The sequence below is a fragment of the Paenibacillus sp. FSL R10-2771 genome, from assembly GCF_038000205.1.
GTDB classification, from domain to species: domain Bacteria; phylum Bacillota; class Bacilli; order Paenibacillales; family Paenibacillaceae; genus Paenibacillus_AQ; species Paenibacillus_AQ phytohabitans.
On sequence record NZ_JBBOBM010000001.1, the window covers coordinates 7,780,411 to 7,799,961 of the forward strand.

The 19,551-nt window shown below is 53.9% G+C and carries 12 protein-coding genes and 1 riboswitch; of the genes, 5 read left to right on the plus strand and 7 right to left on the minus strand.

Going from position 1 to position 19,551, the window contains the following annotated elements; all coding sequences use genetic code 11:
• Window positions 1-9: 9 nt before the first annotated feature.
• A complete protein-coding gene (gene pgmB / locus NSU14_RS33865) occupies window positions 10-3,126 on the plus strand; it encodes a beta-phosphoglucomutase (RefSeq protein WP_336101068.1) in 3,117 nt (1,038 codons plus the stop codon).
• 255 nt (window positions 3,127-3,381) lie between these two features.
• Here the strand turns inward: pgmB and NSU14_RS33870 are convergent, their stop codons facing one another.
• Window positions 3,382-3,870, minus strand: coding sequence for a DinB family protein (locus tag NSU14_RS33870; protein WP_076243600.1), 489 nt, complete (start codon window positions 3,868-3,870; stop codon window positions 3,382-3,384).
• A 766-nt stretch (window positions 3,871-4,636) separates the two neighbouring features.
• Entirely contained in the window at window positions 4,637-5,614 is a 978-nt protein-coding gene (locus tag NSU14_RS33875; protein ID WP_076243599.1) for a LacI family DNA-binding transcriptional regulator, read from the minus strand.
• A 345-nt stretch (window positions 5,615-5,959) separates the two neighbouring features.
• Between NSU14_RS33875 and NSU14_RS33880 the strand changes: the two genes are divergently transcribed.
• Window positions 5,960-8,914, plus strand: a complete 2,955-nt coding sequence (locus tag NSU14_RS33880; protein WP_340948683.1) for an ABC transporter substrate binding protein — start codon at window positions 5,960-5,962, stop codon at window positions 8,912-8,914.
• Window positions 8,915-9,064: 150 nt separating this feature from the next.
• On the opposite strand, the gene NSU14_RS33885 is transcribed toward NSU14_RS33880, so the two are convergent.
• Together NSU14_RS33885 and NSU14_RS33890 are read right to left on the minus strand one after the other, a co-directional pair.
• Window positions 9,065-10,456: an aldehyde dehydrogenase gene (locus NSU14_RS33885; protein ID WP_042140368.1), complete on the minus strand. Its 1,392-nt coding sequence runs from the start codon at window positions 10,454-10,456 to the stop codon at window positions 9,065-9,067.
• A 74-nt stretch (window positions 10,457-10,530) separates the two neighbouring features.
• A complete protein-coding gene (locus NSU14_RS33890) occupies window positions 10,531-11,235 on the minus strand; it encodes a Crp/Fnr family transcriptional regulator (protein ID WP_042140367.1) in 705 nt (234 codons plus the stop codon).
• Between the two features lie 144 nt (window positions 11,236-11,379).
• On the opposite strand from NSU14_RS33890, the gene hcp reads away from it, so the two are divergent.
• Complete coding sequence (gene hcp / locus NSU14_RS33895) at window positions 11,380-13,032, plus strand: hydroxylamine reductase (protein WP_156118753.1); 1,653 nt, start codon at window positions 11,380-11,382, stop codon at window positions 13,030-13,032.
• 504 nt (window positions 13,033-13,536) lie between these two features.
• Here the strand turns inward: hcp and NSU14_RS33900 are convergent.
• Both NSU14_RS33900 and NSU14_RS33905 read right to left on the minus strand, forming a co-directional pair.
• A complete protein-coding gene (locus tag NSU14_RS33900) occupies window positions 13,537-14,505 on the minus strand; it encodes an aldo/keto reductase (protein WP_340948685.1) in 969 nt (322 codons plus the stop codon).
• A 5-nt stretch (window positions 14,506-14,510) separates the two neighbouring features.
• A complete protein-coding gene (locus tag NSU14_RS33905) occupies window positions 14,511-15,440 on the minus strand; it encodes a LysR family transcriptional regulator (protein WP_336101063.1) in 930 nt (309 codons plus the stop codon).
• 96 nt (window positions 15,441-15,536) lie between these two features.
• On the opposite strand from NSU14_RS33905, the gene NSU14_RS33910 reads away from it, so the two are divergent.
• Window positions 15,537-16,454 (plus strand): DMT family transporter, encoded by a 918-nt coding sequence (locus tag NSU14_RS33910; RefSeq protein ID WP_042140364.1) that lies wholly within the window; start codon window positions 15,537-15,539, stop codon window positions 16,452-16,454.
• 67 nt (window positions 16,455-16,521) lie between these two features.
• Here the strand turns inward: NSU14_RS33910 and NSU14_RS33915 are convergent, their stop codons facing one another.
• Window positions 16,522-18,147, minus strand: coding sequence for a flagellar assembly protein A (locus NSU14_RS33915; RefSeq protein WP_042140363.1), 1,626 nt, complete (start codon window positions 18,145-18,147; stop codon window positions 16,522-16,524).
• A gap of 102 nt (window positions 18,148-18,249) precedes the next feature.
• Window positions 18,250-18,343: riboswitch (cyclic di-GMP riboswitch) on the minus strand.
• Window positions 18,344-18,862: 519 nt separating this feature from the next.
• Here NSU14_RS33915 and biuH point away from each other — a divergent pair.
• Window positions 18,863-19,546 (plus strand): biuret amidohydrolase, encoded by a 684-nt coding sequence (biuH, locus tag NSU14_RS33920; RefSeq protein ID WP_076243593.1) that lies wholly within the window; start codon window positions 18,863-18,865, stop codon window positions 19,544-19,546.
• Window positions 19,547-19,551: the final 5 nt, after the last annotated feature.

Here is a 19,551-nt window from a genome sequence, read left to right on the forward strand (position 1 = left end):
CGGGTGTGCATGAGTACCGCCATTTCCGGCGGCAATGTAAAGAGCGGAGGTCTGTCCCCCGGAGATCCGATGCGGCGGTCAGGAGAAATTCGCAATCAGGAGGAGAATATAGAGATGAAGATGAAGCCCTATGAACATCCGCCGGCATTATATCCTTACCGCGAGTGGAGTCTCGGTGAGGAACATTACGAGGATGAGTATAATCAGCGGAGCGAGAGCGTATTCGCGCTCGGCAACGGATATATCGGTATGCGCGGTAATTTCGAAGAAGGCTACCACGGCAAGGCGGGCACTTCCGTAGCCGGGAACTATCTGAACGGATTCTATGATTCTGAGCCGATTGTCTATCCCGAAGGGGCCTTCGGGTTCCCTTCCCGGAATCAGGCGATGCTGAATGTGACTGATGCACGTATGATCGAACTCAGTATTGAAGGACATGATTTCCGGATGGACCAAGGGAAGGTTCACCGGTATGAACGCCGGCTGGATATGCAGAGCGGGATTCTGCACCGGGAGGTGGAGTGGGAATCCCCTGCCGGCCACCGGGTGCTGCTGGAGATCCGCCGGATGGTGTCGCTTGCGCACAAGCATCTGGCCGCAATCGACTATGCAGTGACCGCGCTGAACTTCTCCGGCACGCTGAAGTTTGAGTCTGCCGTGGACGGCGAGATCCGGCGGCCGGAGGCTACGGATGATCCGCGGCTGGGCGCAGGCAGTGCCGAGCCCAGCCTGCTGCTGGAAGATACCGGCTACGATGCTGCCACCCGAAAGCTGTGGATGAAGCAGCGGACACGGCATACGCGGTTTGCGCTGCTGACCGCAGTCAGCCATGCGCTGCAGGCAAAGTCCGGCCGCGAGATGAGCAACCAGCTGATCGGACAGCGGATATCGGTGTGTTATGCTGCTGCAGTGCGCAGCGGTGAGACCGTAAGACTCACCAAATATATAACCTATCACACCTCCAAGGATTACGTGGAGGAGGAGCTGCAGGGCCGGAGTGACAGGGTGCTGGAGATGGCCGGAGAACTTGGATTCACCGGTCTGGCCGGGGAGCAGCAGGAATATCTGGATACCTTCTGGGCGCATACGGATGTCGAAATCAAGGGCGACCCGGCGCTGCAGCAGGGTATACGCTTCAATGCTTTTCAGCTGCTGCAATCGGCAGGCCGGGACGGCGCGACCAATATCGGAGCCAAAGGCTTAACCGGAGAAGGCTATGAAGGCCATTATTTCTGGGATACGGAAATGTACATGCTGCCGTTCTTCACCTTCACCCAGCCTGAAGTCAGCCGGGCGCTGCTGGAATTCCGCTATGCTACGCTCGGCAAGGCGCGGGAGCGTGCGGCGGTCATGTCCCAGAAGGGGGCGCTGTATCCATGGCGGACGATAGACGGCGAGGAGAACTCCGCCTACTTCCCTGCCGGGACCGCCCAGGCCCATATCAATGCCGATATTGCCTACGGGCTGAAGCAATACGTGCTGGCAACGGGCGACACGGAATTTCTGGTTGCCCAAGGGGCGGAGGTTCTGTTTGAGACCTCGCGCTTCTGGGCCGATCTCGGTCACTACAACCCGGCGCGCAGAGGCGCCTTCTGCATTGATGCTGTGACTGGACCGGACGAATATACGGCGATTGTGAATAACAATGCCTATACCAATCTCATGGTTCAGGACCAATTCATGTATGCCTATGAGACCGCCCTGCTTCTGCAGGAGGAATATCCTGCTGACTATGAACGCCTGCAGCTGGCTATAGGACTGTCCATGGAAGAGGCAGAGGGCTGGAGGGAAGCCGCCGAGAGGATGTTTATTCCTTTTGACAATGATCTCGGCATCTATGCCCAGGATGATACGTTCCTGGCGAAGCAGAAATGGGATTTCGAGCACACACCGCCGGATAAATATCCGCTGCTGCTGAATTATCATCCGCTGGTGATCTACCGCCACCAGGTGCTGAAACAGGCGGATCTCGTGATGGCTATGTTCCTGCTCGGGAACAAGTTCAGCCTGGCGGATAAAATCCGCAACTATCATTATTATGAGCCGCTAACCACCCACGACTCCTCCTTGTCGCCTTGTATTCATAGCATCATGTCTGCTGAGATCGGCGATTTAACCGGGGCATATGCCTATTTCGACCGCACCGTGCGGATGGATCTTGATGACATTAACCGCAACGCCAAGGACGGGCTGCATATGGCGGCGATGGCCGGCTCGTGGATGTCGATCGTGAACGGTTTTGGAGGGTTGCGGCTGTATGAAGGGAAGCTGAGCTTTGATCCGGCCCTGCCGGAGCAGTGGGAGAGCTACCGCTTCAAGATCACCGTGCGCGGGCAGCTTCTGGATATATTCATTGATCGTGAGGATGCCGTATATACGCTACTGGCCGGCACAGGTCTCGAGATCTTGCATAAGGACCAGCCGCTGAGGCTGCTTCCGCAGGAGCCGGTGAAGATTTCGCTTGCGGGCCGGCTTCAGGCGGTAATCTTCGATCTGGACGGCGTCATTACCGATTCGGCTGAATATCATTATCTGGCCTGGCAGGCACTCGCCGATGAGCTGGGCATTCCCTTCAGCCGCGAGAAGAATGAACGGCTGAAAGGGGTCAGCCGGATGGAATCGCTGGAGATAGTGCTGGAGGGCAGCAGACTTGCGCTGCTGCCTGAAGCCGAGAAGTTCCGGCTGGCGGAGAAGAAGAACGATCATTACAAGGAAATGATCGGGCGCATCACCCCGGCTGACCTGCTGCCGGGGATTCCTGAGCTGCTGGATTCCCTGCGCGAGCGGGGAATCTCTGCGGGGCTGGCCTCGGCCAGCCTGAATGCGCCGCTGATTCTGGAGCGCCTCGGCGCAGCCCATTGGTTCCAGGCGGTCGCCGACCCGGCTGAGCTCCGGAAGGGCAAGCCCGACCCGGAGATCTTCCTCAAGGCGGCGGAGCTGCTTGGGGCCGCGCCGGGCAACTGCATCGGCGTGGAGGATGCGGCCGCAGGGGTCGCCGCGATCAAAGCGGCGGGCATGAAGGCCGTAGGCATTGGCAACGCGGCGCAGCTGGGTGCGGCTGACCTGCTGCTGCCGTCTACCTCGGCGCTGGATGCCGGGAAGCTGCTGGAGCTGTGTGCGAGATAAGTGGCAGATAGGCTTGGCTGCGGTGGTGGAAAGGATGGAAGTACGGAAGTACGGCAAGAAAAGGGAGGCGTAGTATGCTGTAGTGCTCCGCTTTTCATTTAAGTGAGATATTAGACGCCCGTGTTCTCCTCAGTAGGTGGGGGAACACGGGCGTCTTTGTTGAAATTCAGGAATGTATAAGGTACACACGGTTGCTTCTCCCTCTATTTCCCGCTGGAATGGACCGTCTTTATTAAAGGACGGCAAAGCTATTTCTTACTGGTCAGGGTTATTTTTCGCTGGGCTATCCCAGTCCTGGTCCGGGAGCATTTGCCGCAAGTGATGCTTCATGTGATCCACGTAGTCCTCAACCAGCCATTGCAGGGTGACCGTAGTGCCATCATTCCGCAGGAAGAGGAGTGCCAGCTGCTCAGCAGACATGCGTGAAACTGCGCGTAGGACCGACTGATTCAGGCTGATCCACAGGGTCAGTATTTCATCATGCGGAGCCGAGGCATACTGCTGGGCAGACATCCATTCATTCTGGTCGTAATAAGCCAGCTGAAGAGGCTGCGGTTCGTACTGGACCTTGATAAACCGGGTGAGATTGTTGATCGCCGAATCGCATAAATGTCCAAGTAGTTGCAAACAGGACCATTTGCCTCCCGGACGCGGTGCGGCTGCTTCCTCTGGAGTGAAACGGTTATACGCAGCGGGTACTGCTGCCAGCAGCTGCTGCAGCTCAGCAATCGTAGGCGTTAGCATCGAACCATCCCTGCCTTTCAACTATAAAGTGTGAATAGGATTGGATAAGGAGTTTATCCCTGAATTCAAATATAGAAACTATATAAAAACTATATAGAAACTATTGAGAAACTATTGCTGTATTTCTGATTCCGCCGGAAGTGGGCGGAATGGGGAAAAGAAAGGGAAAAATCCCACTAATTCCGCCGGAAGTGGGCGGAATGGAGAAATGAAAGGGATAAATCCCTCTGATTCCGCCGGAAGTGGGCGGAAGGAGTAAATGAAAGGGAAAAATCCCACTAATCCCGCCGGAAGTGGGCGGAATGGGGAAAAGAAAGGGATAAATCCCTCTAATCCCCGCCGAAAGTGGGGGGAATGGGGAAATGAAAGGGATTAATCCCACTAATCTCGCCGGATGTCGGCGGAAGGAGTAAAAGAAAGGGATAAATCCCTCTAATCCCGCCGGAAGTGGCCGAAATGGGGAAAAGAAAGGGATTAATCCCACTAATCTCGCCGGAAGTGGGCGGAAAGGGGGAATGAAAGGGATAAATCCCACTAATCCCGCCGGAAGCGGGTGGAATGGGAAAATGAAAGGGATAAATCCCTCTAATCCCCGCTAGAAGTGGGCCCAAGGAGGAAATGAGGGGCAAAAGTGCCCTTGATTCCACCAGATGTGGCCCAAAGGAGGAAATGAGGGGCAAAAGTGCCCTTGGTTTCACCAGTTACGCACCCAAGGAGGAAATGCCTATATCTATGCCTCTGCCTATATCTATATCTATATCTATCCCTAAGTCGTAGCGCCCTCCTCCAGCTCCACGGGCAGGATGTATGCTGATTCGACATGCTCACCCTGCACCTGCCGCAGGATTAGATCGACGGCCAGCTTGCCCATCGCCTCCATCGGCTGGCGGATAGAGCTGATGGCCGGATACAGCAGGCTGCGGAGGGAGATGCCGTCATAGCCGATAATCCGCACATCTTCGGGAACGCGCCGCCCTCTGATCTGGCAGGCCTTCAGGGCATAGGCGGCAATGATGTCACTGCCGGCGAAGATGCCGTCCACCTCAGGATGCTCGCGGAACAGCTGGGCCAGCAGCAGCTCATAGGCTTCGAAGTCGAAGCTGTTGTTGTCCGTATGCAGCGAAACGTACTGGGCGCCGTGCTGCTTCGCAGTTTCTTCGAAGGCGACGCAGCGCAGATGCGATAAGATATTCAGCTTGGGATGCCCGCCGATATGGGCCAGGCGGCGGCAGCCTTTTTGAATCAGCAGGGTCGTGGCCAGCCGTCCTCCCGCGTAATTATCCGAGCATACATACGGAATATCCGGCGAAATCTGCCGGTCAAAGGTAACCAGAGGCAGGTTCATCTGCCGGTAATCCTCTACTTCAAGCGTGTGGCTGCCCATAATAATGCCATCCACCCGGCTTGCGCGCAGCATGTTGATATACTCCTGCTCCTTCTGCTTGTCCTGCCACGAGTTGCACAGCAGCAGCTTGTAGCCTTCCCGGTAGGCATGTTCTTCAATATGACTGGTCAATTCCCCAAAAAAGGGCAGGGAAACATGCGGAATAATCAGTCCGATAATGTTTGATTTTGAGCGGCTGAGCGAGCGGGCCAGTTCATTCGGGCGGTAATTGAGCTCGTCCATCGCCTGGTGCACCTTCTGCTTCAATTCTTCACTTAAGTAACCCCTGTTGTTCAATACCCGGGATACGGTAGTTGCCGATACGCCAGCCTTCAGCGCAACGTCCTTGATGGTCGGCATGGCCTGGCCTCCTGTCTAAGCAGTCAACTGCAAATTCATTCTAACGTGAGCGCTGTTCTCTGTCCATAAAGGCCGCAGCTCCGCTCTATTTGTTGTTTATTAAAATATCGTTTCCCCCTATAATTATAAGAAAGCGGCAAATTTAAAAGATAAGAATTCATTTGCTTTATGCAATAAATTATCCTTATCTTTTACGCTGATACCGGCCGGTGCAGAATGGGGTGCTTTTTTCACTCAAAAGAGGGATGGGAAATGGGTATAACGAATTAGTATTTAGTATAATGTCGAAATTCCTCGTTTTATAATCGAAATCTGACTTTGAGATAGATGAACGGGAGTGTGCGAATGGGTGTAGATAAAATTCATCTCAGGTTGTTAAAAAGCTTGCTCTTGCCGCTGTTTATCTTACTGTGTACGACAGAAGGCACACACGCCTACGCCGAAGAACTTCCCGCTCAGAATGTGCTGGTGCTGCATTCCTATCAGAAAGGCTTTGCCTGGAGCGATGAACAGAGTGCCGGAATTGAAGAACGCCTCAAAAGCGCAGCCGCTCTGCCCGTAATCTATACCGAGTATATGGATTGGAAACGGTATCCCAATCAGGAGAACCTCGAACACTTCTACGAAACGATCAAATTCAAGTATCAGAATATCCGTATTGATGCGGTTCTCACCACAGATGATGCAGCCCTGAGCTTTGCCATGAAATACCGAGGGGAGATTCTGGATAATGCTCCGATCATCTTCAGCGGTGTCAATGAGCTGGGTGTGGCCGGCATCCCGGACACTCACAACATCACAGGTGTTATCGAGAAGATTGATCCTACGCGTACGATCCAAATGGCGCTGGAGATCAACCCTTCCGTGAAGAAGGTTTATGTTGTTTTTGATAATTCGGAGAGCGGATTGTCGACCGGCAAAATGGTCATGGATCAGATTGACGCGCTGAACCTGGGGCTGGAGATCCTCCCTATGAACCGCTTTTCTATAGAACAAATTAAAGCAACGGCATCCGCCCTGTCTCCGGAAAGTATCGTACTGATGACTACATACTATAGTGACTCGACCGGAAGGATTGTTGAGTTTGACAGGTTCTCAAGTGAACTGGGCAAGAGCAGCAGTGTTCCGGTGTACCATATTTATGATTTTGGACTAAACCACGGTGCCTTCGGCGGCAGTCTGATCAGCGGCAGAATTCAGGGCCAGACCTCAGCGGAGCTGGCGCTGCGCATCCTGCAGGGGGAGAGTGCGGATAATATCCCTGTTGTGACTGACAGCAATGTCCGCAATGTATTTGACTACAACGAGCTTCAGCATTTCAGCGTACCCCTGGACAAGCTGCCGGAGGGCAGCGAAATCATTAACAAGCCGTTCTCCTTCTATCAGACCTACAAAGTGCTGGTACTGAGCATTATTGCCGCTTTTGCCGTGCTGCTTACCTTTATCTTTGTATTATTATTCTATGTACAGCTGGTGAAACGGATCAGAAGCAATCTGGAAAAAAGCAATGAACGCTTCAGCCTGGCCACCTATGGCGCGGACGCGGTCATCTGGGACGTGGACATGTCCACGATGATCTATTACTTCTCGGACAGCTGGTACGAGCTGCTGGGGTATGAACGGGATGAGGTCAATGAGACCCGCGGCGGCTGGAGAGACCTCCTGCATCCTGAGGATGCCGAGCAGGAGGACCGGCTGCGGACCCAGCATCTGGAGGGTCGTTCTTCGTATTACTACGCTGAATACCGGATGCGCAGCAAGTCGGGGGAATACAAGTGGTTCCAGGCCCGGGGCAAGGTGCTGCGTAATGCAGGCGGCGGATATATCCGGTTTGCCGGGTCGATGGTCGATGTCACCGACCGCAAAGGGTATGAGAGCAAGCTGCAGATGAGCTATCAGGAGCTGGAGTCTACTTATGAGGAGCTGACAGCACTGCAGGATGAGCTGCTGGAGCAGTATAACAAGGTGGTGGAGAACCAGGCGCTGCTGCAGACCAGTGAAGAGAAGTACCGCCTGCTTGCCTATAATGATGTACTGAGCGGCCTGCCGAACCGGCTGTCGCTGTCCGAAGAGCTGAAGAAATTTATTCAGGAGCACTCCGGCGGCCATGCGGCACTGTTCTTCCTGGACATTGATAATTTCAAGTATATCAATGATTCGATGGGCCATACCTTCGGCGATGAGCTGCTGGTGAAGGTCGGCGAACGGCTGCTGGAGCTGTCCGACGGGCGCAGTAAGCATTTCCGCTTCGGCGGCGATGAGTTTGTGATTCTTTTCAAGGATGTAGACGGGTATAGTGAAGTGATCCGCTATGCGGACTCGTTGGTTCAGGGCTTCAAGGAGCCGTTTCAGCTGAGTGCCAGTGTCGTGCATATCTCGGCCAGTATCGGGATTGCCCAATATCCGGGGAATGGCGTGAACGCGGAGGAACTGCTGAAGAATGCCGACATTGCCATGTATAAAGCGAAGGAAGCGGGCAAAGGCATTTATGTGATCTACGGGCGTGAGATGCAGCAGCATTTTGATGAGCGGATGATTATTGAGATGCATCTAAGAAACGCCATCTCCAATAATGAGCTCTCGCTGCATTATCAGCCGCTGGTGGATATCGGTTCGAACGAGATTTGGGGCTTCGAGGCCTTGATCCGCTGGAACAATCCCGTACTGGGCTTCGTATCGCCGTTGTCCTTCATTAAGATTGCTGAGGATTGCCGGCTGATTGTGCCTATCGGTGAATGGGTGCTGCGCACCGCCTGTCAGTTCATCAAGGATCTGCAGAGCCAGGGGTATGCGGGCTACCATATCTCGGTTAACATCTCGGTCATTCAGCTGATGCTGGATGATTTCACGAACATGGTGCTTACGGTGCTGCGGGATACCGGACTTGCCCCGGAATATCTGGAGCTGGAGATTACAGAGTCGATCTTCATGGAATCCTTCGAGGCCATCAGCTCCAAGCTGGAAGCGCTCAAGGAAAAGGGGATCGGCATCGCGCTGGACGACTTCGGTACGGGTTATTCTTCACTGAGCTATCTGAAGCAGCTGCCGATTACCACACTGAAGATTGATAAGTCCTTCATTGACAGTATCGATACCCCGAACAACATGTCGCTGGCCAGCTCCATTGTGACCATCGGCCACGATATGGGCCTGAATGTTACCGCAGAAGGGGTGGAGACCCCGGAGCAGCTGGCTTTTCTGGAGCGGACGAGCTGTGACAAGATTCAGGGCTATTATATCAGCAGGCCTATCCCGGAGAAAGAGGTTGCGGGCTGGGTTGCCGGACGGCGTGCGGGCTGAAGCAATAAGTATACGGAATGTACTCCGTTGATAGTCTGGGTATGTAATATAACAACAAAAAGGGAAGCTCCTTTTAGCAGGGGAGGCTTCCTTTTTGTTTTTTCTTTTGCGCAAAAGTGGGGTAGAGGGCTATCCGGTCTCCTTAATCCTCTACTTCAGCAGCTTCCGGGCCAGCTTGACCTTATTGCCGTATGGCGGATAGACAATCCCGAAATCCAGTCTCGTGCTTCGCTTAACAATGCTCTTGCGGTGGGAGAAAAGCTCAAAGCTATGCTTACCGTGATAGCCGCCTATCCCGGAATTCCCCACACCGCCGAACGGCAGATGAGTGCTGGCTACATGGGAGATTGTATCATTCACACAACCTCCCCCGAAGGAAACGCTGCCCATCACCTGTTCCTCGACCTGCTTATCCTCAGTGAACAGATAGAGGGCGAGCGGCTTGGGGTGATCGTTGATACTCCGGATAGCTTCGCTAATCTGGCTGTATTCCATAATCGGCAGCACAGGTCCGAAGATTTCATCCTCCATCAAGGCATCGCTCCAGGAAGCCGGGTAGATCAGGGACGGCTCGATGTAGAGATCCTCCGGCACAACGCTGCCGCCCAGGATCAGCTTATCGCGGTCCTGCTCAAGCATCTTTTCAATCCGCCGCAGCTGGCGTTCATTCACAATCCGTCCGTAGTCTGTGTTATGCCGGATATCCGTTCCGTAGAATGCGGTGATGTTGTGTTTGATCCGCCCGATCAGCTCAGCTGCAACATCGCTATGGACCAGCAGGTAATCCGGGGCGATACAGGTCTGCCCGACATTAATCAGCTTGCCCCATACGATCCGTTTGGCCGCGGCCTCCAGATTGGCGGTCTTGTCGACAATGACCGGACTTTTACCGCCCAGCTCAAGGGTTACAGGCACCAGATTCTTCGCTGCCGCCTCCATGACAATTCTGCCTACAGGCACGCTGCCGGTGAAGAATATATAATCGAATTTCGCGTGAATAAGCAGATTTGTCGTTTCTTTCTCACCCTGCACCACCCGGATATATGCGGGGTCAAAGGTCTCCCGGATCATGTCTTCAATGACTGCCGAAGTAGCAGGGGTACTCTCGGAAGGCTTCAATACCGCGCAATTGCCGGCGGCAATGGCCCCGATCAGCGGCTCAATCAGCAGCTGGAACGGATAATTGAAAGGTCCGATGATGAGTGCAGTCCCATAAGGCTCTGCTAGAATGCTGCTCTTCGCCGGGAACATGTGCAGCGGTGATCTTACCTTAACCGGCTTCATCCAGCGCCGGAGATGCTTCATCATATAGCCGATGCTGTCCAGCGTAAATCCGATTTCGGTGGCGTACGCCTCGAATTCACTCTTACGCAGATCTTTATTCAAGGCGGCGATAATCCGGGGCTCGCTGCGCTTGATAGCGTCCTTCAGCTTCTGCAGCTGCTCCAGCCGGAAGCCGGGGGTTCTCGTGATTCCGCTGCTGAACCATTGTCTATGCTCTGCCAGCAGCTGGTCGATATGGGGGGCGGTTAACTGCAACATGCTTGCATCCTCCTCGGGTGAATCTATAGGGTTCGTCTAGTCTAGCCCGGTCTGCTCTGCACCGGGGACGTTCTTCACAGGTTGCCTGCTGAAGAGGGCAGGCTCAGGAGGTAATCATTCATCCGGCTGCGGTCCAGCAGTGTGATTTCACTGCCCTTGAAGTCAATCCAGCCCTGATCGCGCAGGAATCCAAGCTCCCGGGACAATGAAGGACGGGCGGTATTCAAATGCCCGGCCCATTCTTTGCGGCTGAAGGGAAGCTTCAGCGTATCGGAGGCCTGCTGCGTGCCCTGCTCCAGCAGGAAGTCTATGATCCGGCGCCGCAGCGGCCCGGCGGACAGGTTCTCGATTTTCCGGTTAACAAGCACCAGCCGTTCGGACAGATTCTCAATGAAGCGGGTGAGGATATCTGTGTCCGCAGCGAATATTCGCAGCAGCTCCTGCTTGCCGATGAACATCACCTTGCAGGGTCCCGTTGCTGTTACCGTGGCGGGGGCTACATTATCCCTGCGGAATAACACAGCCTCCCCGATGGTCTGTCCTTCCTTGAGGTGGGCGATGGTAACGCTGCTGCCGGTGGAATGCGTCTTCTGCACCTCGACCCGGCCGGAGAGCAGAATTCCCAGCCGGTCAGCCGGATCGCCTTCGGCGAGGATGATGGCATTCCTGCGGTAAGTGCTGACGGTATAGGCCAGCGTATGCAGCAGCAGTTCGATCTCTTCTGCGGATTTCCCGCGGAATAACAGGCAGGCTTGCAGCGCGGCAGGCTCCGGTTTCATACATTTCCTCCGAATTCATAATAATCGGTAACATCCGTTACCGATTGATAGACGAAAGTCTACTACAATTACTGGTAACTGTAAAGGCGGGACGCAGCGCTGTCCTGTCCAGCTATCCAATTCATAATAAGGAGTGAATGTGTAATGAGCGACATGTTTTGTTTTCAGTGCCAGGAGGCGGCCAAGGGGACGGGTTGTACGATTCAGGGGGTATGCGGCAAGACCAGTGATGTAGCCAATCTGCAGGATCTTCTGGTGTACACGCTCAAAGGCATTGCGGTGTTCGCACGCAGCGGCCGTGAGCTGGGCATTACCGATCCGGTGACAGAGAAATTTATTATAGAGAGCCTGTTCGCTACGATTACCAATGCTAACTTTGTTCCGGAATACTTCACTGCGAAGATCCGGGAGGGGCTTGCCCTGCGGGATAACTGGCGCAGCAGAATTGCGGATGCCGGAGTGATCGCATATTTGTCAGAACATGACGCAGCGCTATGGAGCGCCAGTACGGACGGGGAACTGACGGACAAGGCGGCAACCGTGGGTGTGCTTGCTACAGAGCATGAGGATATCCGCTCTCTGCGTGAGCTGCTCACCTATGGTCTGAAGGGAATGGCTGCTTACATGGAGCATGCGGCGGTGCTGGGATTCTATGAAGCAGGCGCACATGCTTTTATGGAAAAAGGCCTGACGGCCGTGCTGGATGATACCCTGAGCGGGGGCGATCTGACTGCCCTGGTCCTGGAATGCGGCAAGTTCGGTGTGGATGTAATGGCACTGCTTGACCGTGCGAATACGGCAGCTTACGGTAGTCCGGAGATTACCAAAGTGAATATAGGTGTGGGCACGAACCCCGGCATTCTGATCAGCGGACATGACCTCAAGGATATGGAGGAACTGCTGAAGCAGACGGAGGGGACAGGAGTCGATGTGTACACGCATAGTGAGATGCTGCCCGCCCACTATTACCCGGCCTTCAAGAAATACAGCCACTTCGTGGGCAACTACGGTAACGCCTGGTGGAAGCAGACTGAAGAATTTGACAGCTTTGGCGGCCCGGTTCTGATGACTACGAACTGTATCGTACCGCCAAAAGAAAGCTATAAGAACCGGCTGTACACCACAGGCAACACAGGTTATCCGGGAGTTCAGCATATTGCAGCAGGAGCAGACGGGGTGAAGGATTTCTCCGCTCTGATTGAGCAGGCCAAAGGCTGCAGCGCTCCGGTAGAAATCGAGACGGGTGAGATTATCGGCGGCTTTGCCCATGCGGCGGTCATGAATCTGGCAGATCAGGTAGTCGGGGCCGTCCAGAGCGGCGCAATCAAACAATTCTTCGTGATGGCGGGCTGCGACGGACGGATGAAGAGCCGAAGCTATTATACAGACTTCGCGGCGGAGCTGCCTGAGGATACAGTGATTCTCACCGCAGGCTGTGCCAAATACAAATATAATAAGCTGGCGCTTGGCGATATCGGCGGAATTCCCCGCGTGCTGGATGCCGGCCAGTGCAATGATTCCTACTCCCTTGTGGTCATAGCGCTGAAGCTGAAGGAAGTCTTCGGCCTGGACGACATCAACGATCTTCCGATCTCCTACAATATTGCCTGGTATGAACAAAAGGCGGTAATTGTGCTGCTGGCGCTGCTGCATCTGGGCGTGAAGAACATTCACCTCGGCCCTACACTTCCGGCATTCCTGTCACCTAATGTAGCTAAGGTGCTGGTAGACAGCTTTGGCATCGGCGGCATTACCACCGTACAGGAAGACATGGAGCGGTTTATAGCAGCGGTGTAACACAGAATGTTGACCGTCTAACCTGCGGCGCTATGTCTCACAAGACTATCGGATGGCCGCTTTTGCAGGGAATTTCCTGATTCATCCATTATCCGTGACAGAGATCCGGTAATATTCTAAAATCCTGCACGGAATACAACATTTTGCCCGTTAAACCGGCCTAAATCCAAAATTGTTGTATAAAAGGCATGAATTCTCCTGCTTCAGGCGGCTTAGCGGATCAATTCTTGTATTTCCTACAACAATCCTCCGCCACAACCGGCTATCTATGAATCAAAGTTGTAGAACGTACAACACTTATGTCTGCAATGCTTACTTCATAGTCTTCATTCTGCCGGCAACAAGACAAGTGTGAGGATCTGATGTATGCCGTATTCTGCAAGTCCCACCGCGGGCCGGTAACTTGTCTGGTGGTGACTTAAGCGGGGTTTGTCTATGTAACGCACAAAAAAGCGGGCCCACGGTATACCGGGGACCCGCTTTTTTGGTATGAGCCGGCTGCGGTTACGGCAGCCGGTAGACGGCGAACGGCTCCCCGCTGCGGAAGGCGGCGCTGGCCTGATCCAGCTGCTCAAGCGTTGCCGCATCCGGCCGGACGGAGAGACTCTGCAGGTTATGCTCCACCTGCTCCACCCGGGTGGCGCCGACAATCACCGTGGAGACGGCCGGCCTGCTCATCAGCCAGGCCAGAGACAGCGCCGCCGGTGAAGTGTCCAGCTCTTCCGCTATACTGCTAACCTGCTCCCCGAGCGAGATGCGTTCCGGGGTAAGGAAGCGGCGGAAATTCGGGTCGGTTTCCGCTCTGGAACCGGCAGGGGCACTGCCGGTATATTTGCCGGTGAGAATGCCGCCGGCCAGCGGGAAGTACGGGATGATGCCCAGTCCCTGATCCAGACACAGCGGAAGCAGCTCTGCTTCAGGTGTGCGGTCGGCAAGCGAATAGCTGCACTGGATCGAGACGTATTTGGCCCAGCTGCGCGCTTCGCTGATGCCCAGCGCCTTCATCAGCTCCCAGGCAGCATAATTGGAGGCCCCGACATAACGTACTTTGCCCGCAGAGATCATATCATCGAGGGTGCGCAACGTCTCCTCCAGCGGGGTGTAGGGGTCGAAGGTGTGAATCTGATACAGATCTACATGATCCGTCTTCAGCCGCCGCAGGCTGCCTTCCAGCTCCTGCATCAGATGGCGGCGGGAAGAGCCGCTTCCGTCAGGCCCGTCATGCTTCGGAAGGCCGGCTTTGGTAGCCAGGACGGCCTCATGGCGTCTGCCCTCAAGCGCGAGGCCGATAATCCTCTCCGACTCGGAGCCGGCATAGATGTTGGCGGTATCGATGAAGTTGATTCCCTGATCCATTGCGGCATGAATGATACGGATCGAGGTCTCCTGATCCGCCCTTTTGCCAAATGAGTTAGTTCCAAGGCCCAGCGCAGATACCTGCAGGCCGCTATTTCCGAGACGATTATATTCCATGTTAATCACTCCTTATCGGTATCGTTAATCAGGCCGGCTGCGGCCGGAGACGGCGGAGCGGCTTCATTGCCGGAGAACAGCTGCAGTGCAGTATCAATAAATAATTGAACGGCAATAGAGGTCTCCTCCAGGGAATGGACGGCGATATGAATGTCGCGGTAAGCATCAGGCGCCAGCTCCCGGACCACGACATTCGGCGGCAGCGACAAGAGGGAGAGCTGTGACATCACACCGACGGCGAGCCCCTCCTTAATCATATTCAGTGCGGTAATGTAGCTGTTGACCTCGTATTTCACATTCAGCCTGCTTCCGGCCCGGTTGAATAAGTCCACTACCGGAGGCTCGTAGCCCGACCGGCAGAGCAGCATAGGCTGAGCTTCCAGATCCTTCACGCAGATGATCTGCTTGTGCCGAAGCTCGTGATCCCCGGGCAATACGGCGTAGAGCTTCTCCCGGAACAGCGGCAGGGAGGCGAAATCTTCGACCGGCGGAATCATCAGGCCTGCGTCAATGAACCGTGATGCCAGCCAGTCCTTCACCTCGGCGACCGAACCTTCATATAATCTGATCTCAATTCCGGGGTATTTGGCAGTGATGGCACTGATAATCTTCGGGACAAAATAGGCAGCGGCAACCGGAAAGGCGCCGATGCGGATGAGGCCCTTCTCCAGGCCTTTCTCGGCGGCAATCTCCTGATCTATCTTATCGAGGCCGCTGAGAATTCCGCGGCAGATAACCAGAATCCGCTTGCCGATATCCGTCAGCATCAATCCGCTGCGCCGGTCGCGCAGCAGCAGCTTCACGTCCAGCTCGGCTTCGAGTGCGGAGATGGCGCGGCTGACTGCGGGCTGGGTCATATTCAGCTCAAGACCTGCCTTGGTGAAGCTGCGGCTCTCAGCGATTAAGACAAATAGGCGAATTTGAGTGTTATTCATATCTAATCTGGTATGCCCCTCATGATTATAATTCATTTCAATTATGACTGAATCTATTGTATCATTTGGGAAGAAATCAGAACAAGAGGTGAACTCATGCAGAAGCGGAAGCAAACCATTGGCTTATTAGTGTTCCTGGTTATTGTCTGGGGCATCAACTGGCCGCTCTCCAAAATTGCCTTAACGTATGCCCCGCCCTTGCTGTTCGCCGGAATCCGAACGGTCATTGCCGGTATTATACTAATCATCGCGGCGCTCCCGAAGCGGAAGCAGCTGCATTTGCGCCAGCTCTGGCCCGTCTATCTGGTGTCAGCATTCCTCAGTATCGTCTTCTACTATGGCTTCCAGACGATTGGCCTGCAGTATGTGCCGTCCGGATTATTCTCGGCCATTGTATTCCTGCAGCCGGTGCTGCTCGGAATCTTTGCCTGGATCTGGCTGGGCGAGCGGATGTACGGGCTTAAGATCGCCGGCCTCGTAATCGGCTTCCTCGGGGTAGCCTCGTTAAGCCTTGGGGGATTAACCGGAAGTATCTCGCCTATAGGCGTACTGCTGGCCTTGGCCAGTGCACTCAGCTGGGCGCTGGCTACGGTCTATACCAAACGCAATGCAGCCAGAGTAGATATGCTGTGGATGACCGCGATGCAGATCATGATCGGCGGGGTAATCCTGCTGGCGGCAGGCTCAGCTTCGGAGAGCTGGGCGGATATTAGCTGGAGTAGTACTTTTATAATAAATACATTGTTCATCGCGGTCTTCGTGATTGCGCTGGGCTGGTTGGTATACTTCAAGCTGATCAATGAAGGAGAGGCCGGCAAGGTAGGCTCGTTCACCTTTCTGATTCCGCTGATTTCCATCGGCTCCAGTGTAGTCTTATTGCATGAACAGATTACGTTGAATCTGGTCATCGGTATGCTGCTGATTGTGAGCAGCATTATTCTGGTGAATGTCAGGCTGGGCCGGAATGCTGGGAGTGTCCTGCAGACCCCGGTACCCGGTCTGGGTAAGGAATAAACAAACGGCTGCTCCCTCAGAAGAGGGGCAGCCGTTTATGTTTGTCAGGGGTTATATTACAGCAGGCTTAGACCGTTTCTGCGTCCGCGTCCCGCAGGATCAGTTCTCCGCCGGACTCCAGGATACTGTTATGGGAACGGGCGATATTAATGAAGACATGCTCCTCCTGGAGCAGTTCAATGTCTTCACACAGATTACGCAGCAGCCGGGAGAAGCTGTTCAGAACACTGTCAGTGATAAACTCGGTGAACTGCCCCGGATGGGTAAAAACCTCCAGCATCTGCTTGAGCTGATCCGTACCGGGCTGGGGGGCCCCTTCCATGCACAGCAGTGCGGATTTAAGATCGCTGATCAGGCACTCTATATGGCTGTACTTATCCTCCAGCAGCAGCATAACCACCAGACCGTATTTCACGGATTGCTGGCGGGATTCTACATTCTTGGCCAGCAGCCGGGCGGCTTCCCGCAGTCCGCCAACTTCAGTCAGCAGAAGACTGGAGAAGCGGTGCAGGCGGTGCTGGTGTACCCCGGCAAGTCCGGTGTGCAGGCTGCAGCCGGTTACTTGACCGCTTATATAGATACTGCCTGTAGCCGTAATTGTAGATTGGCAGACGTTGCCGTAGATATACACATTCCCTAACGCCTCAATACACATAGGGCCTTCAATATCTGAGGGTACGACGATGTCACCTGCAAACATAATCTCACGGGCTGTTGCCGCCATTTCCTTGGTGATGAGGCATAGGTCCGGGAAATCGCAGGTTGTGACGCTGCCGGAGTCTCCGCAGATGCGGGGTCTGCCCGTACGCAGAGCCGCGATCTCCCCGTTTGGAAGCAGCCGTGCATTGTCTCCGGCTGCGAAATAAATATCCTGCGGTGGAGGTGGAGGCAAGATGCCTCCTTCTACGTCGAATCCGGGAATTCCCTCTTCGGGCGGCAGCTTGCGGGCGAATACCTCTCCCTCTCTGGCGAAGGGGGCTCCCGGAAACCGCAGATAATCTAAGGAATCTGCAGCTTCCGCAGTTCGTCCCTCCCGGAGCATTCCATTGCCTGTGAGCGTATGCTCCGGGAGGGATAGCTGCAGCCTTGATTTCTTGCCGGGCAGCGGGGCTCTCCCTTCTGCGATACAGACAGGGAGATATGTAGGGTTGTTCAGTTCGGCGTATAGGGCCGGGATATTCAGATTCCGCAGAATGGAGCGGTTATCCAGCGAAGAAAGAATCTGTTCTATGGTGAGCGTGGACAGCAGCATCGCCCGGTTAGGCTCAGCCCGGACTGCGGCTTCGAAGGAAGCCGGGCAATTGACCAGATTCCAGGCGTACTTCTCTGCACGGTACAAGGTGAAATGCACTTTGAGCTTGTCAGGTGAAACCGTAATCTGATACTGTGGCTTCTCGCAAATTTCCCAGGTAATATGATCCGCTGAGGTTACCTCAGTAGGCTCTGTAACGGTCTTCCAGTTGATCTTCAGCACTACAGGATGAACAGCGGAGATCCGGGCGGGCTTGCCGCCAGAGAGCGGGGGAGTAATGAAGATCTGATTATTCTGCACAAGGATAATTCCATCCTTATCTCCATTCATCCCGCCGGAAGTCCGGCCCTCCACAGAGAAAGAATCCAGGAATCCGGTCCGTTCAAGCATCAAGGATTCCACGAAATCATATCGGGTTGGTTCGATGAATTGCTGCGGCATTATCTTAACCTCGCTTTTTCGTATAATCAATGGCATTCGTACAGAAAAGAGCATCATAAAGCCTGGGGGATCTCCCGGTGACTGATGGCTTACGTGGTCTCTATTGGCAGCCTGGCGACCATAAACGCGGATTCTCAGCATTCTTAGGCCCATTGCTTTGCGTCCTACCCTTTCAGGAAGTTTGCCTTTAGAAATAGATCAATGATATACACTCAGCATGAGGCGATTTCAATCGACTGTAATCGACAAAAAAGGTCATAACTGGTTCCTGCGCTGCAGGAACTTCTGCAAACAAGCTTAATTCTAGTACTTAAGGAGCTATTTTTCAACTGTATTCTGCCAATTTATTAATAATCTTGAAATGTGCAGCTCTATATTGCTTGAAAAACTGGTTTCCCAGCGCTTACAGCTTATGGGAGGAGTCTGCTCTGCAAGAACAGCCGGATCTTTGAGCTGGAGAACGGACTGCTGCTGAGGCTGCCTGCGTTGGGCGGCTTTTTTTAATATATGAATAGGGTTAATCCGGGGTTTATATGTAATGTTTATGTTATATATGTAGAATAACACAAACAATTAGCGCATTATTTCGTAATAAAAACGAAGACATTGCAAATTTGTTGTAATATAATCTAACAAACAGCAGGAAATATAAAATTAATGTTAATAAACATAACATTAAATACATGCATTGAATTCTGGAAGGGGAGCATGAACCATGCAGATTACAGCAGCACCTTACACCTGGCCCTATGACGGAGTCCTTGATCCGGCGAAGACGGCACTGATGATTATCGATATGCAGACGGATTTTTGCGGCAAAGGCGGTTACGTGGAGCGAATGGGCTACGACCTCTCATTAACATCCAGAGCGATTCAGCCGATTGGGCGGCTGCTGGCACGCATCCGGGAAATTAACGGATTCACCGTTATCCATACCCGGGAAGGCCATAAGCCGGATCTGTCCGATCTGCCGGCGAATAAACGGTGGCGGAGCAGACAGATCGGTGCTGAGATCGGCTCGGAAGGACCGGCGGGACGGATTCTCGTACGGGGCGAGCGCGGCTGGCAGATCATTGATGAACTGGCACCTATACCGGGAGAGCACATTATTGACAAGCCGGGTAAAGGCAGCTTTTATGCTACGGACCTGGATTTAATATTGAAGAATAAAGGGATTACCCATCTGATTCTGACCGGAATCACGACGGATGTCTGTGTACACACGACGATGCGCGAAGCCAATGACCGCGGTTATGAATGTCTGATCCTGGAGGATTGCACGGGTGCTACGGATTATGCCAATCACCTGGCAGCGCTCAATATGGTCAAAATGCAGGGCGGTGTCTTCGGCAGTGTGAGTGATTCGCAAGCGGTGCTGAAGGCGCTGGAGCAATTCTAAATACG

Bases quoted from the DNA above. Each gene is read 5' to 3' on its own strand.
- pgmB (WP_336101068.1), top strand. From the start codon at position 10: ATGAGTACCGCCATTTCCGGCGGCAATGTAAAGAGCGGAGGTCTGTCC.
- NSU14_RS33870 (WP_076243600.1), bottom strand. From the start codon at position 3,870: ATGCTAACGCCTACGATTGCTGAGCTGCAGCAGCTGCTGGCAGCAGTA.
- NSU14_RS33875 (WP_076243599.1), bottom strand. From the start codon at position 5,614: ATGCCGACCATCAAGGACGTTGCGCTGAAGGCTGGCGTATCGGCAACT.
- NSU14_RS33880 (WP_340948683.1), top strand. From the start codon at position 5,960: ATGGGTGTAGATAAAATTCATCTCAGGTTGTTAAAAAGCTTGCTCTTG.
- NSU14_RS33885 (WP_042140368.1), bottom strand. From the start codon at position 10,456: ATGTTGCAGTTAACCGCCCCCCATATCGACCAGCTGCTGGCAGAGCAT.
- NSU14_RS33890 (WP_042140367.1), bottom strand. From the start codon at position 11,235: ATGAAACCGGAGCCTGCCGCGCTGCAAGCCTGCCTGTTATTCCGCGGG.
- hcp (WP_156118753.1), top strand. From the start codon at position 11,380: ATGAGCGACATGTTTTGTTTTCAGTGCCAGGAGGCGGCCAAGGGGACG.
- NSU14_RS33900 (WP_340948685.1), bottom strand. From the start codon at position 14,505: ATGGAATATAATCGTCTCGGAAATAGCGGCCTGCAGGTATCTGCGCTG.
- NSU14_RS33905 (WP_336101063.1), bottom strand. From the start codon at position 15,440: ATGAATAACACTCAAATTCGCCTATTTGTCTTAATCGCTGAGAGCCGC.
- NSU14_RS33910 (WP_042140364.1), top strand. From the start codon at position 15,537: ATGCAGAAGCGGAAGCAAACCATTGGCTTATTAGTGTTCCTGGTTATT.
- NSU14_RS33915 (WP_042140363.1), bottom strand. From the start codon at position 18,147: ATGCCGCAGCAATTCATCGAACCAACCCGATATGATTTCGTGGAATCC.
- biuH (WP_076243593.1), top strand. From the start codon at position 18,863: ATGCAGATTACAGCAGCACCTTACACCTGGCCCTATGACGGAGTCCTT.